The sequence below is a fragment of the Marinobacter salexigens genome (genome assembly GCF_002806945.1).
Classification (GTDB): Bacteria; Pseudomonadota; Gammaproteobacteria; order Pseudomonadales; family Oleiphilaceae; genus Marinobacter; species Marinobacter salexigens.
This window is the reverse complement of sequence record NZ_NIHC01000005.1, coordinates 401,965-415,863: the sequence shown is the minus strand read 5'-3', so window position 1 is coordinate 415,863 and position 13,899 is coordinate 401,965. Positions and strand designations below refer to the sequence as shown.

Here is a 13,899-nt window from a genome sequence, read left to right as displayed (position 1 = left end):
ACCTACGGTTTGGTGGAATACATGTCAACGGTTGAAACGGAAAACATGATTGTCGGCCTCGATATCGGAACCTCGAAAGTGGTTGCGATCGTCGGCAAACGCAAGATGGACGGAACCATTGAGGTGGTTGGTATTGGCTCCCACCCGTCCCGGGGTCTGAAGCGGGGTGTGGTGGTCAATATCGAAACCACGGTTCAGGCGATTCAGCGTGCCGTTGAAGAGGCAGAGTTGATGGCTGGGTGCCGCATTCACTCCGTATATGCGGGAATTGCGGGAAGCCACATCAAAAGTCTCAACTCTCACGGCATAGTCGCTATTCGCGACCGGGAAGTTACTCAGGCAGATGTTGACCGGGTTATCGATGCTGCGCAGGCCGTGGCGATACCTGCAGACCAGAAAATTCTGCACATTCTGCCTCAGGAATTTGTGATCGATAATCAGGAAGGCATCAAAGAGCCGTTGGGTATGTCAGGAGTGCGGCTGGAGGCAAAGGTTCACTTGGTGACCTGCGCCGTCAATGCGGCCCAAAATATTGAAAAGTGCATTCGCCGCTGTGGCCTTGAAGCCGATGACATCATCCTTGAGCAGCTGGCGTCCAGTCACGCGATTCTTACTGAAGATGAGAAAGAGCTGGGTGTCTGCGTTGTGGATATGGGGGGCGGCACCACGGATATCGCTGTGTTTACAGGCGGTGCCATCCGCCACACTGCAGTGATCCCCATTGCTGGCGACCAGGTCACCAATGACATTGCGATGGCGTTGCGAACGCCTACGCAAAATGCCGAAGAGATCAAAATCAAGTACGCCTGTGCCTTGACGCAATTGGCCGGGGCAGAAGAAACGATCAAGGTGCCCAGCGTTGGCGACCGAGCACCCCGAGATTTGTCCCGGCAGGCACTGGCTGAGGTAGTTGAGCCCCGTTACGAGGAGCTGTTTACTCTCGTGCAGTCAGAACTGCGCCGGTCAGGTTTTGAGGACATGATACCTGCAGGCATCGTCATTACAGGCGGTTCTTCCACGATGGAAGGCGTGGTGGAGCTGGCTGAAGAAATCTTCCATATGCCGGTGAGGATGGCGTGCCCGCACGCTGTTTCCGGTATGACAGAAGTTGTTAATAACCCCATCTACGCCACTGGCGTCGGGTTATTGATTCACGGTTTCCGGCAGATGGATCTTGGCCGGGCACCCGTGCTCAAGGGTGAAGATGCACCCTCGCTGTTTGAGCGCATGAAAGCCTGGTTTACCGGTCATTTCTGACGGTTCCGGGCAAGCAGTAAACGAAGGTATCTCGAAAATACAATCTCGAATAAAACAGCCTGGAACAAGGCTGAAACAGCACGAAGGAGAAGGGGAATGTTTGAACTTGTCGATAATGTCCAACAAAACGCTGTCATTAAGGTAGTCGGTGTTGGTGGTGGCGGTGGTAACGCCGTGCGTCACATGCTGAACAGTGACATTGAAGGTGTAGAATTTATCTGCGCCAACACTGATGCCCAGGCACTCGCCGATCTGGACGCACGTCAGATTATCCAGCTGGGCGGCAATATTACGAAAGGCCTGGGCGCAGGGGCGAATCCGGAAATCGGTCGCCAATCTGCTCTGGAAGATCGTGACCGTATTGCTGAATCCATCAAAGGCGCGGACATGGTGTTCATCACCGCTGGAATGGGCGGTGGTACCGGCACGGGCGCGGCCCCGGTAGTTGCTGAAGTTGCACGGGAAATGGGGATTTTGACCGTTGCCGTAGTGACCAAGCCGTTCAGCTTTGAAGGCGGCAAGCGTATGAGTCTGGCTGAAGAGGGGCTCAGGGAGCTGGAAGAGTGCGTCGACTCGTTGATCACGATTCCGAATGAAAAGCTGCTGGCGGTTCTGGGTAAAAAGACCAGTCTGCTGGACGCGTTCGCGGCTGCAAACGATGTTCTGCTTGGCGCAGTTCAGGGCATTGCAGACCTGATTACCCGCAACGGTATGATCAACGTCGACTTTGCTGACGTTAAAACCGTTATGTCGGAAATGGGTATGGCGATGATGGGGACTGCCAAGGCTACCGGAGAAAATCGTGCTCAGGAAGCTGCCGAAGCCGCTATCAAGAGCCCACTGCTGGAAGACGTCAACCTGCAGGGTGCCAAGGGTATTCTGGTCAATATCACTGCCGGTATGGATCTGAACCTGGGCGAGTTCTCCGAGGTTGGCGACATTGTGCGTGAGTTTGCATCGGATACTGCTACCGTTGTTGTGGGTACCGTTATCGATCCTGAAATGACCGACGAGCTGAAGGTAACAGTTGTTGCGACAGGCTTGGGTGGGGACCGTGAGAAGCCTACCAAGGTAGTGGATAATACCCGCTCACTGGATGGCAAGACGGATTACAAACAGTTGGATCGTCCTGCAATCCTGCGTCGCCGTGCGGTATCTCACGGTAACGTTGCGATTGATCAGAGCAAGGAAAGCGAAGAGCAGGGAGTCGACTATCTCGATATTCCCGCATTCCTTCGCAGACAGGCTGACTGATAATCTGTTGCAAATAGCATCCGGATTGTGGTGATGGCAGTTACGACACATCACTGTTCCGGAAATGGATGCGCTGAAGGCCCGTAGCCACTTTGCCTGAAAGATAGGCAATGTTGGGTTGCGCAAATGGTACTCAGTCGTATTTTTTGATATTCTGCTCGCAGATTTTTGCTTGGAATATCGCCAATTTTTACGGAATAACGAACCGATGATCAGACAACGGACACTTAAAAACACGATCCGTGCTACCGGTGTCGGGCTGCACTCAGGGGAAAAGGTTTACCTGACCCTGAAGCCCGCGCCGATAGATTCGGGAATCATTTTCCGGCGCACCGACCTCGACCCTGTGGTCGAGATACTGGCTTGCGCTGAAAATGTGGGTGAGACCATGCTGTCCACGACGCTGGTAAAAGACGGTGTCCGTGTGGCGACAATTGAGCATTTGCTGTCAGCCATGGCTGGTCTCGGCATTGATAACTGCTACGTGGAGTTGAGCGCTGCAGAAGTGCCGATTATGGACGGCTCTGCCGGCCCCTTCGTCTTTCTGCTGCAGTCTGCCGGCATTGCCGAGCAGGACGCTGCCAAGCGATTCATTCGCATCAAGCGGGAAGTCACTATTGAAGAAGGCGACAAGAAGGCCACCTTCCTGCCGTTTGAAGGCTTCAAAGTGAGCTTTGGCATCGACTTTGACCACCCTGTGTTCAAAGGCCGCGCCCAGACCGCGACCGTTGATTTTTCAAGCACCTCCTTTGTGAAGGAAGTCAGCCGCGCACGGACTTTCGGGTTTATGCGTGATATTGAAAAGTTGCGGGCGATGAACCTGGCGCTGGGCGGCAGTGTGGATAACGCCATTGTGGTAGACGACTACAAAATCCTGAACGAAGACGGTCTTCGTTATGATGACGAGTTCGTCAAACACAAAGTGCTGGACGCTATCGGAGATCTGTATCTGTTGGGCAACAGCCTGATTGGTGAGTTCCGTGGCATCAAGTCCGGTCACGACCTGAATAATAAGCTGCTGCGCAAGCTCAGGGCAGAAGAGGACGCATGGGAAGTGGTTACTTTCGATAATGAAGAAACCGCGCCTATCTCCTACATGAAACCTGTGCTGGCGGTACCGGCATAAGGCTGGATGTCTTAATCCCGGACGTGGCTTGCGAGTTTTTCGAGAACCTCGCGTAGTTTTTTATCCTTCGTGTGCCCGGCTTCCTCTTTGAGGAGCCGGGCATTTTCTTTACTGAGCGCCAGCTTTTTTGCGGGTGGTTTCTCGCTAAACCTTGGCGGTACCACTTTTACCTTGAGCTTCCATACAAACCGGAACAACTCGTTCTCCCGTAACTTTTCCATAATTTCATGCTGACGGAAGCGAATCTGGCTTGCCTTTCCGGCGTTTTCGCTTGAAAGTGTCAATTCCCCCTCAATGCAACAGACAAATCGAGTACCTTGCGCCAGCGCGGGGGGCAACACGGCGATAACTTGCTCCTCGGCTTTGCGGTGAGTGTTGGCTTTTGCAACCAGTTCGCGCAGAACCGGCGTTCCGCCCAGGTTGTCAAAGGTTGTTTTCTGATCACTTTTCCGCTTCATAAGGGGGGTTCTTCTCGACGACCACGATAACGATTGGTTACACTTCGGCACGTTTTGTGCGTAGCGCCTGTACTTCTATTGTTTTACCTTGTTGTAAACGAGTATGTCTACTGGGCGCTACGATTTATCGGTACGTAGTTGTTGCTAAGGATGGCAGACCCGCTCGGATTATTCCGGGCTGCAACACTACAGGAAAAGGTTGCGGCTCATTTGATGAAATCAGAAGACACTATGAATATCATTCTAGTTGGCAGGAGTCACGGTAAGTCTCGCACGCTGGCGTTGAATGGCTCTACCGCTGTTGCTTTGGCATTTGCTGCAGCGGCGCTGATAGGGGCCGCAAGCTGGGTCGGATACAGCGTGGCAGTGGCTCAGGCAGAAGCCCGTGAGCCCTCAGACTCTGAACTGGTAGCCCACTGGCAGAACAAGCTGGGAGAGCAGAAGGGTGAGCTGGATGCTCTCCAGCAGAATGTTCAGGATCAGATGGATGCCCTGACGCTTCGCTTGGGCGAGATTCAGGGCCGTTTGTTGCGCCTTGATGCTTTGGGCCAGCGCTTTTTGGAATCTGGTCTGGTTGCCAGTGACGAATTCGACTTCAACCAGCCTGCAGCGGTTGGTGGCCCCGAAGACTCGCACCCTGCGGACTCCTTCTCTGCGCCCGAGTTGACCCGGATGATCGATGAGCTGGAGCACAAAATGCTGGACCGGGAGCAGCAGTTGCGCTTGCTCGACCAGGTTTCCTCCCGCCAGAAGCTGGAAGATGAGCTGTATCTGGAAGGTCGTCCCATCACCTGGGGTTGGTTGTCTTCACCATATGGTTACCGTTCCGATCCGTTTACCGGCAAGCGCACCTGGCACGCTGGGGTCGACCTTGCAGGTAAGGATGGCAGCGATATTATTTCTGTTGCTGGTGGTGTTGTGACTTATGCCTCTGCACGAAATGGCTACGGTAATCTGGTTGAGGTTGATCACGGCGATGGCCTGGTAACCCGTTATGCCCACAGCAAGACCATCAAGGTGAAGGTAGGCGATGTGGTGCAGAAAGGGCAGGTGCTTGCGCTGATGGGAAGCACTGGTCGCTCTACGGGCCCTCACGTACACTTTGAGGTTATCCGTAACGGGAAAACGGAAAATCCGGAAACTTACATTAAAAGAGCCAGACGTTAGTAGTTCAGGTGTTGCCTGACGTTCGCTCAGCCCCCGCCAGCCTCATCAGGTTTGATAGCTCCCGGTATTTGGCACAGGATAGTCACATAACGTCGGCTATGTGAGCCCTGCCTTTTGTACTCCCGCAAAATAAGGTTAGAATGCCGTCTTCCTCCGTTTAATCAAAGAAGCAGTGGTCTATGTTCTCAAAGTTTGCAACCAAGATGTTCGGCAGTAAAAATGCCAGGGAAATCAAGAGAATGCGCAAGATGGCTTTGCGTGTTAATGAGCTTGAAGAGCAGTTTGGTAATCTTACGGACGCCGAGTTGCAGGGGAAGACTGCTGAATTCCGGCGCCGGCTGGACGAAGGCGAGAGCCTGGATGCACTGTTACCCGAAGCTTTTGCCACAGTACGTGAAGCCGGACGCCGCGTTATGGGTATGCGCCATTACGATGTGCAGCTGATTGGCGGCATAACCCTCCATGAGGGCCGGATTGCGGAGATGAAGACCGGTGAAGGTAAAACCCTGGTTGCCACTGCGGCTGTTTACCTGAATGCCCTGCCAGGTAAAGGCGTGCATGTTGTAACCGTAAACGACTATCTCGCCAGCCGTGATGCTGAGTGGATGGGCAAGCTATACCGCTTTCTTGGGCTGCAGGTGGGTGTGGTTGTAGCTGGCCAGTCCCCCGAAGACAAGCGCGCAGCCTATCAGGCCGATATCACTTACGGCACCAACAATGAATTCGGCTTTGATTACCTTCGGGACAATATGGCATTCAGTACCGAGGACAAGGTCCAGCGAGGCCTTCATTATGCGATCGTGGATGAGGTCGACTCTATCCTCATCGATGAAGCCCGCACACCACTGATTATTTCAGGCGCTGCAGAAGACAGCTCCAAAGCCTATCTTGCTATTAACGAACTGATCCCCGGTCTTGAGAAAGGGGAAGTGAGTGAGGAGGGCGAATCCTCCGGCGATTTCACCATTGATGAAAAATCGCGCCAGGTAGAGTTGACCGAGAAAGGTCATGAAAGGGTTGAAGAGCTGCTATTGAGCCGTCAATTGCTGGAAGAAGGTGAAAGCCTCTATTCCGCCGCCAACCTTAGCCTGCTGCACCATGTTCATTCAGCACTTCGCGCCCACCACCTGTTCCAGAAAGATGTGGATTACATCGTTCAGGGTGGTCAGGTTGTCATTGTCGATGAGCACACAGGGCGCACGATGCCGGGCCGTCGCTGGAGCGAAGGTCTGCACCAGGCAATGGAAGCCAAAGAAGGCTTGAAAATTCAGGCCGAGAGCCAGACCCTGGCTTCAACCACGTTCCAGAACTATTTCCGTCTGTACGAAAAGCTTGGCGGTATGACCGGCACCGCCGATACGGAAGCCTTCGAGTTCCGCCAGATCTACGGCCTCGACGTGGTGGTTATACCGCCCAACAAGCCGATCCAGCGCATTGACTACAACGATCTTGTTTATCTGACTCAGGAAGAAAAGTTCCACGCCATTATTGATGAAATCAAGGACGTAACGGCCGAGGGTCGGCCTATTCTGGTGGGTACGGCATCCATTGAAGCCTCTGAACTGCTTTCAATGCTGCTGAAAAAGGCCCGTATTGATCACAAGATCCTTAACGCCAAACAGCACGAATCTGAAGCTCAGATTATTGCCCAGGCAGGTCGTCCGGGTGCCGTTACTATCGCCACCAACATGGCGGGTCGAGGTACGGATATCGTACTGGGTGGTAACTGGGAGCATGAAGTTGCTGCCTTGGACAACCCGACTGAGGAGGAGATCGCGCGCCTCAAGGCGGAGTGGACAGAGCGCCACAAGCAGGTCCTCGATGCTGGTGGCTTGCATATTGTGGGCACTGAGCGGCATGAATCCCGCCGTATAGATAATCAGCTGCGTGGCCGCGCCGGGCGCCAGGGAGATCCCGGGTCCTCCCGTTTCTTCCTGTCCCTGGAAGATAATCTGATGCGCATCTTTGCGCCGGATCGGGTAAAGAGCCTGATGCAGGCCATGGGGATGAAGAAAGGCGAGGCCATTGAACACCGAATGGTCACTAACGCCATTGAAAAATCCCAGCGCAAGGTCGAAGGCCGTAACTTCGACATGCGTAAAACGCTTCTTGAGTATGATGATGTCGCCAACGATCAGCGTACAGTTATCTACGATCAGCGCAACGAGGTCATGTCTTCTGAGGATGTTTCCGAGATGGTTGATACCATCCGTGAAGACGTTGTAGGTACCTTGGTCAGCGAGCATATCCCGCCCCAAAGCATGCCCGAGCAGTGGGATGTGGCTGGATTGGAGGCTCAGTTGCAATCTGAAATGGCCATTGAGTTGCCGGTTCAGGAGTGGCTGGATGCAGATAAGAAGCTGTACGAAGACAACCTGCGCCAGAAAATTCTGGATGAGATTGTTGCAGCATACCGGGCCAAAGAAGAAGTGGCCGGTGCCGAATCCATGCGCAAGTTCGAAAAGCAGGTGTTCTTGCAGGTTCTGGATACCCTGTGGAAAGAGCATCTTTCCAACATGGACCACCTGCGCCGGGGCATCCACTTGCGTGGTTACGCTCAGAAGAACCCCAAGCAGGAATACAAGCGTGAAGCGTTTAACCTGTTTGAATCCATGCTCGATACCATGAAACGCGATGTAACCCGCGTGCTTTGCCACGTTCGGGTTCAGAGCCAGGAAGAAATGGAAGAGGTTGAGCGCCGTCGTAAAGAAGAGCTGGAGCAGGAGCTTGCGAAGGCACGGCTGCGCCACGATGAAACTAGCGCAACCGCCCAGGGTGAAGGTGAGCGCGGGGATGAGGGTCAGGCCGCACCTGAAACCTTCGTGCGACAGGAGCGCAAAGTTGGGCGTAACGAGCCTTGCCCATGCGGATCCGGCAAAAAGTTCAAGCAGTGCTGTGGCAAAGTGAGCTAATCTCACCCCGCAGGCAGCAAGGCAAAGTACGGAAGCCCGCAATCGACCAGTTGACTGGCAGACTGCGGGTTTTTTGTTTTCATGTGTGTTCAATTAAAAAGTAACAGCAAAAGGAGCGGCAGGATGGCGGTTGGTCCAGGAAACTTACCTGAGTTTTTCCCGGTAGCAGGTGTGAAGCTGGGCATTGCCAGCGCGGGCATTAAAAAGCCGGGGCACAAGGACATAGTGGTATTTGAGCTGGCCCCGGGAAGCCGCGTGGCGGGCTTGTTTACCCGCAACCAGTTCTGCGCAGCGCCAGTTACCTTGAGTCGTAAGCATCTGGCGGAGAAAGCGCCGCGGTATCTTTTGATCAACACAGGTAATGCCAATGCCGGTACCGGTGCCCGTGGCATGGCTGATGCTCTTGCTTGCTGCCAGGCCTTGGCGGAGCACGCCGGTGTCGGCGCCGCCGAAGTTCTGCCCTTCTCGACAGGAGTAATTGGTGAGCCCCTGCCGATCCAGAAAATTCTGAGCGCGTTGCCAGAGGCCTTGGACAGCATGGCGGATAATCGTTGGGCGGAAGCGGCAAGCGGCATCATGACCACGGATACACGGCCGAAGGGTGCGTCGGTTCAGGTAGATCTGGGCGGCCACACAGTGTCCATTTCCGGAATCAGCAAGGGTGCCGGGATGATCCGGCCGAATATGGCCACCATGCTGGGCTTTATCGCCACCGATGCGCGTATTGCGCCAGATGCGCTGCAAGCTTTGGCATCGGAGTTAGGGGAGCAATCTTTCAACAGAATCACCATCGATGGTGACACCTCTACTAACGACGCCTGTACGCTCATCGCCAGCGGCCAGTATGCCGGCCCGGAAATTACCCTCGACAGCCCGTATCTCCCGGCCCTCAAGGCCGCGCTGAAAGATATCTACATGGAACTCGCCCACGCCATCGTCCGTGACGGCGAAGGCGCCACCAAGTTCATTACCATTCAGGTTAGTGGTGCGGCGGCTCAGCAGGAGGCGCTGGATGTGGCCTACACCGTAGCTCACTCTCCTCTGGTGAAGACCGCGCTGTTTGCATCAGACCCCAATTGGGGGCGTATTCTGGCAGCGGTTGGCCGTGCCGGGGTAGTGGACCTGGACGTAAACGCCCTGGAAATTCATCTCGGAGATGTCTGCCTTGTGAGGGGTGGCGGGCGCGCTGAGGACTACTCAGAAGAGCGTGGGCAAGCGGTTATGGATCAGGAAGAAATTACCATAGCCATCGATCTCAAGCGTGGCGAAGTCAACGAAACCGTCTGGACCTGCGATTTTTCCCACGACTATGTCACCATCAACGCAGACTACCGCAGCTGAAATGACCAAAGCAGAAACAGTTGTTCGGGAGATCCATGTGGCCGTTGGCGTCATCGTTCGTGATGGGCGAGTACTTATCGCCCGCCGTCCGGACCATGTACACCAAGGTGGCTTGCTGGAGTTTCCCGGCGGCAAGGTTGAGCCGGATGAAACCGTGCAGGCCGCTCTGGCCCGTGAGATTGCGGAAGAGACCGGGTTGGAGATACCACTGGACACATTGCGCCCGCTGATTGGCGTTCGCCACGATTACGGCGACAAGCGGGTGTTTCTGGATGTGTGGAGGACCGACCAGCCCCGGGGCGAAGCTCATGGTCGTGAAGGGCAGCCCATAGAGTGGGTGCGTCCTGAAAGCTTGCGGGGTGAGGACTTTCCGGCAGCTAACCGGTCAATTATCCGGGCAGTGCAGCTCCCATCTTTATTGGCGATAACCGGAGAGTTCGGGATCGGTTATGATCCTGGTCAGCTACTGAGCAGTGCTCTTGCGGGTTTGCCGGTGCGAGACCGTTCAGGGTTGGTCGTGTTGCGGTCGCCGGCTTTAGATACAGAAAGCTACGGTGCTCTTGCGGAAACTGCGCTAGGCCTCTGTGAGGCCGCTGGTGTCGGCCTTGTAGTGCATGGCTCGCCGGCTGTGTTTGATGACACCCCCGATGCGGCTGGGCTACACATGCCGTGGCACGAAGCCAAGAAACTTGCGGCAAGGCCTGTGCCTGACGGAGTGTGGTTTGGAGTTTCCTGTCATAACGCCCGTGAGACAGATCATGCGGTGGCGATTGGCGCAGACTATGTAACACTTGGCCCGGTGAAGCCGACAGCCAGCCATCCCGGGGCCCCGGTCCTTGGGTGGGTTGAGTTTCAAAACCTGGTTTCGCGCGTTCCTATACCCGTATTTGGGCTTGGCGGACTGGCGCCAGCGAATCTCGGTGAAGCTCAGCGGGCAGGTGCGCAAGGCATTGCCGGCATTGGTTTCTGGTGGCCCCGTGACTGACCAGGAGCCGTCGCACTTGCCACGTGGGGGGAGTATCTCTGGTATGCTCCGCCTGCTTGCTCTTTTGTAGAGACATGAACTCATTATTTCTGACCCCCGGGAGACACCGTGAGTAAATTGACCCATCTAGACGACAAGGGCGAAGCCCGCATGGTGGACGTTACAGAGAAAGCCGTAACGGAACGAGAGGCCCGTGCAGAAGCGACCATTCACATGGCAGAGAAAACCCTCAGGATGATTATTGACGGGGATCATCCGAAAGGTGATGTACTTGCTGTCGCCCGGATTGCCGGAATAATGGCGGCCAAACGAACCCACGATTTGATCCCCCTGTGCCACGCTCTGAACCTTACCTCAGTGAAAGTGGAGCTTACTGCGGGAACCGATGGTGCATCGGTGCATATACTGACCCGCTGCAAACTTTCCGGGCAGACCGGTGTTGAAATGGAGGCTCTGGCAGCCGCCAGTATCGCCGCATTGACCCTTTACGATATGTGCAAGGCCGTCGACAAGGGTATGGAAATTGGCAAGGTGCGTTTGCTGGAGAAGAAAGGCGGGCGCAGTGGGCATTGGATTGCTGACGAGCACTGATGCCTGATGGGCACGCCCATGATAGAATACGCGCCCAGATTTACTGAACCACGAGGACGCACTGTGGCTGTTCGTTACATCGAGACCTGCCGGTTGCCGACCCCATTCGGGGTATTCGATATGCATGGCTTTGAAGAACCGGACACGGGAAAGGAGCATGTTGCCCTGACCTTGGGGTCGCTGGACGGTGACGAGCCCATGCTGGCCCGCACACACTCCGAATGCCTGACTGGCGATGCGCTTTACAGCATGCGCTGTGATTGCGGCTATCAGCTTGAAGAAGCTTTACGCAGTATTGCACGTGAAGGCCGGGGTATTCTGATGTATTTGCGTCAGGAGGGTCGGGGCATTGGCCTGCTTAACAAGATTCGTGCCTACCATCTGCAAGATCAGGGGGCTGATACGGTTGAGGCAAATGAGCGTCTTGGGTTTGCAGCAGACTTGCGCGATTACAGCATGTGCAAGGATATGCTGAAGCATTTAGGTATTAAAAGTCTGCGTCTGATGACGAACAACCCCCGCAAGGTTAAAGCTTTGGCCTCTTATGGTATTGAGATAGCTGAGCGTGTTCCCTTGCATGTCGGTCGTAACCCGCACAATGAGCATTATCTCGACACCAAGCAGAGTAAGCTGGGGCATTGGCTGGAAACCCATCAGGACGATGACCCCCAGCGATAAATTAGTGTTTTCTGTACATGCAGACACAAAAAAAGCCCGCCAGATGAACTGAGCGGGCTTTTTGCTTGTTGGTGCACAGGTGGCAGCCGCGAAGCCGCGATGCCTGCTATTTCACTGCTTTGAACCTCTGATGCTGCAGTCGCTCCATACGCGTGCTGATGGCAGAGAATATGCCCTGGGCATCCAGCCCGCAGTCCTTGAGCAGCTCCTCGTGTTTGCCATGGTCAATATAGGTATCCGGTAACCCGAGTTGCAGTATCGGCATGGAGACTTCTTGTCGGTTCAGGAATTCCGTAACCGCACTTCCCGCGCCACCTGCAATGGCATTCTCTTCCAGAGTGACCAGAAGGTCGTGCTGTTCTGCAAGTTCAAGAATCAGGGCTTCATCCAGGGGCTTGACGAAGCGCATGTCAGCAACCGTTGCTCCAAGCTTTTCAGCAGCCTCCAGAGCCGGTGTCAGCAGCGTGCCAAAGTTCAGAATGGCAACACCGCTGCCTTCGCGAAGCCTACGACCCTTGCCGATTGCCAGAGGGGTGAGTTCTTTACGAATCTCCGCACCTGGCCCGGTTCCGCGCGGGTACCGCACAGCTGCGGGGCCATCAAACATCAGGCCAGTATGAAGCAACTGACGGGTTTCGTTTTCATCAGACGGTGTCATCAGCATAATGTTTGGTATGCATCGCAGATAGCTGATATCAAAAGCACCCGCGTGGGTTGGGCCATCTTCGCCAACCAGGCCGGCTCGATCGATCGCAAACAGCACATCCAGGTTCTGGATGGCGACATCGTGTATCAGCTGATCGTAGCCCCGTTGTAAAAACGTTGAGTAAATTGCGACTACGGGTTTTGCGCCATCACAGGCCATGCCCGCTGCAAGGGTTACGGCGTGCTGTTCTGCAATCGCAACATCAAAATAACGATCCGGGAAGCGCTCGGCGAAGACCAGCAAATCCGAGCCCTCGCACATGGCGGGGGTAATGCCGCTCACACGATCATCCAGTTCTGCGGCATCGCACAGCCACTGGCCGAATACGTTTGCGTATTTTTGCTTCGATGCTGAAGGTTTGACCGGCTCCGGTTTGCTGGGGGGCACAGGTTCAATCTTGTTAATGGCATGGTAGCCAGTGGGGTCGGCCTCAGCGGGTGCGAAGCCTTTGCCTTTGGTGGTTACCACGTGGAGGAACTGTGGCCCCTCGAGCTCACGTATGTTCTCCAGAGTCTCTACCAGTAAGGGCAGGTCGTGGCCATCAATAGGGCCTATGTAGTTGAAGCCTAGCTCTTCAAACAGGGTGCCCGGAACAATCATCCCCTTGAAGTGTTCTTCGGTCTTCTTTGCCAGAGCCATCAGGTGTGGTGCGCCTTGAAGAACTTTTTTGCTGCTGTCGCGGACCTGATTGTAGGTGCGGCTTGAAAGCAGTTTGGCGAAGTAGTTGGACAGGCCACCAACATTGCGCGAGATCGACATGTCGTTGTCGTTCAGAATGACCAGCATGTCGGCGCGCAGGTGCCCCGCGTGGTTCAGTGCTTCAAAAGCCATGCCTGCGGTCATGGCACCGTCGCCAATAACGGCAATGCTCTTGCGGCCAGTGTTTTGCTGGCGAGCCGCGACAGCCATGCCCAGTGCTGCACTGATAGATGTGCTGGAGTGGCCTACACCAAAGGTGTCGTATTCGCTCTCAGCCCGCTTCGGGAAGCCGGACAGGCCGTCTTTGCGGCGGATGCTGCCCATCTGTTCACGACGGCCTGTCAGGATTTTATGGGGGTAAGCTTGATGGCCGACATCCCAGACCAGGCGGTCTTCCGGTGTGTTGAACACATAGTGCAAGGCGACTGTGAGTTCCAGCACGCCAAGCCCTGCACCAAAATGGCCGCCGGTTTGCCCGACAGACCATAGCAGGAATGCCCTCAGCTCTCTCGCAAACTGGGTAAGCTGGTCAGATGGCAGCTCCCGCAGTTGGGCGGGTATGTCAATCCGGTCCAGCAGCGGCGTATTTGGGCGCTGAGACGGGATTTCCTTGAAAATATAAGTGTCCTGCATCTGTACGGGTCTTTTCCGGAATGTTCGATAACTGGCTGGCATTATAGGGGAACAAGGGGGCCTGTTTCACATCTGGAGCCATATGTTACGAA

Annotated in this window: 10 protein-coding genes and 1 pseudogene; 9 read left to right on the top strand and 2 right to left on the bottom strand. The window is 54.9% G+C overall.

Annotated features, from left to right (window positions below):
* Positions 1-21 precede the first annotated feature (21 nt).
* The 3 genes and pseudogenes from ftsA (at position 22) to lpxC (ending at position 3,637) form a co-directional block, all read left to right on the top strand.
* Positions 22-1,257 (top strand): cell division protein FtsA, encoded by a 1,236-nt coding sequence (gene ftsA / locus CDH47_RS12125; RefSeq protein ID WP_100640147.1) that lies wholly within the window; start codon positions 22-24, stop codon positions 1,255-1,257.
* Positions 1,258-1,353: 96 nt separating this feature from the next.
* Positions 1,354-2,395 (top strand): annotated as a pseudogene (gene ftsZ / locus CDH47_RS12115) (cell division protein FtsZ); the annotation flags it as partial.
* Positions 2,396-2,719: 324 nt separating this feature from the next.
* Complete coding sequence (gene lpxC, locus CDH47_RS12110) at positions 2,720-3,637, top strand: UDP-3-O-acyl-N-acetylglucosamine deacetylase (protein ID WP_100640145.1); 918 nt, start codon at positions 2,720-2,722, stop codon at positions 3,635-3,637.
* 11 nt (positions 3,638-3,648) lie between these two features.
* On the opposite strand, the gene CDH47_RS12105 is transcribed toward lpxC, so the two are convergent.
* Positions 3,649-4,095 (bottom strand): DciA family protein, encoded by a 447-nt coding sequence (locus CDH47_RS12105; RefSeq protein WP_100640144.1) that lies wholly within the window; start codon positions 4,093-4,095, stop codon positions 3,649-3,651.
* A gap of 231 nt (positions 4,096-4,326) precedes the next feature.
* On the opposite strand from CDH47_RS12105, the gene CDH47_RS12100 reads away from it, so the two are divergent.
* From CDH47_RS12100 to ribA, 6 genes are all read left to right on the top strand, one after another.
* A complete protein-coding gene (locus tag CDH47_RS12100) occupies positions 4,327-5,262 on the top strand; it encodes a peptidoglycan DD-metalloendopeptidase family protein (RefSeq protein WP_420843680.1) in 936 nt (311 codons plus the stop codon).
* A 179-nt stretch (positions 5,263-5,441) separates the two neighbouring features.
* Entirely contained in the window at positions 5,442-8,174 is a 2,733-nt protein-coding gene (gene secA / locus CDH47_RS12095) for a preprotein translocase subunit SecA (protein ID WP_100640142.1), read from the top strand.
* A 123-nt stretch (positions 8,175-8,297) separates the two neighbouring features.
* On the top strand, positions 8,298-9,515 hold the full coding sequence (argJ, locus tag CDH47_RS12090) for a bifunctional glutamate N-acetyltransferase/amino-acid acetyltransferase ArgJ (RefSeq protein ID WP_100640141.1): 1,218 nt from the start codon (positions 8,298-8,300) through the stop codon (positions 9,513-9,515).
* A gap of 1 nt (position 9,516) precedes the next feature.
* Positions 9,517-10,500 (top strand): Nudix family hydrolase, encoded by a 984-nt coding sequence (locus CDH47_RS12085; protein WP_100640140.1) that lies wholly within the window; start codon positions 9,517-9,519, stop codon positions 10,498-10,500.
* A 108-nt stretch (positions 10,501-10,608) separates the two neighbouring features.
* Entirely contained in the window at positions 10,609-11,091 is a 483-nt protein-coding gene (gene moaC / locus CDH47_RS12080; RefSeq protein WP_100640139.1) for a cyclic pyranopterin monophosphate synthase MoaC, read from the top strand.
* Positions 11,092-11,154: 63 nt separating this feature from the next.
* Positions 11,155-11,769: a GTP cyclohydrolase II gene (gene ribA, locus CDH47_RS12075; RefSeq protein WP_100640138.1), complete on the top strand. Its 615-nt coding sequence runs from the start codon at positions 11,155-11,157 to the stop codon at positions 11,767-11,769.
* Positions 11,770-11,875: 106 nt separating this feature from the next.
* On the opposite strand, the gene dxs is transcribed toward ribA, so the two are convergent.
* Complete coding sequence (gene dxs / locus CDH47_RS12070; RefSeq protein WP_100640137.1) at positions 11,876-13,807, bottom strand: 1-deoxy-D-xylulose-5-phosphate synthase; 1,932 nt, start codon at positions 13,805-13,807, stop codon at positions 11,876-11,878.
* Positions 13,808-13,899: the final 92 nt, after the last annotated feature.

Bases quoted from the DNA above. Each gene is read 5' to 3' on its own strand.
- ftsA (WP_100640147.1), top strand. From the start codon at position 22: ATGTCAACGGTTGAAACGGAAAACATGATTGTCGGCCTCGATATCGGA.
- lpxC (WP_100640145.1), top strand. From the start codon at position 2,720: ATGATCAGACAACGGACACTTAAAAACACGATCCGTGCTACCGGTGTC.
- CDH47_RS12105 (WP_100640144.1), bottom strand. From the start codon at position 4,095: ATGAAGCGGAAAAGTGATCAGAAAACAACCTTTGACAACCTGGGCGGA.
- CDH47_RS12100 (WP_420843680.1), top strand. From the start codon at position 4,327: ATGAATATCATTCTAGTTGGCAGGAGTCACGGTAAGTCTCGCACGCTG.
- secA (WP_100640142.1), top strand. From the start codon at position 5,442: ATGTTCTCAAAGTTTGCAACCAAGATGTTCGGCAGTAAAAATGCCAGG.
- argJ (WP_100640141.1), top strand. From the start codon at position 8,298: ATGGCGGTTGGTCCAGGAAACTTACCTGAGTTTTTCCCGGTAGCAGGT.
- CDH47_RS12085 (WP_100640140.1), top strand. From the start codon at position 9,517: ATGACCAAAGCAGAAACAGTTGTTCGGGAGATCCATGTGGCCGTTGGC.
- dxs (WP_100640137.1), bottom strand. From the start codon at position 13,807: ATGCAGGACACTTATATTTTCAAGGAAATCCCGTCTCAGCGCCCAAAT.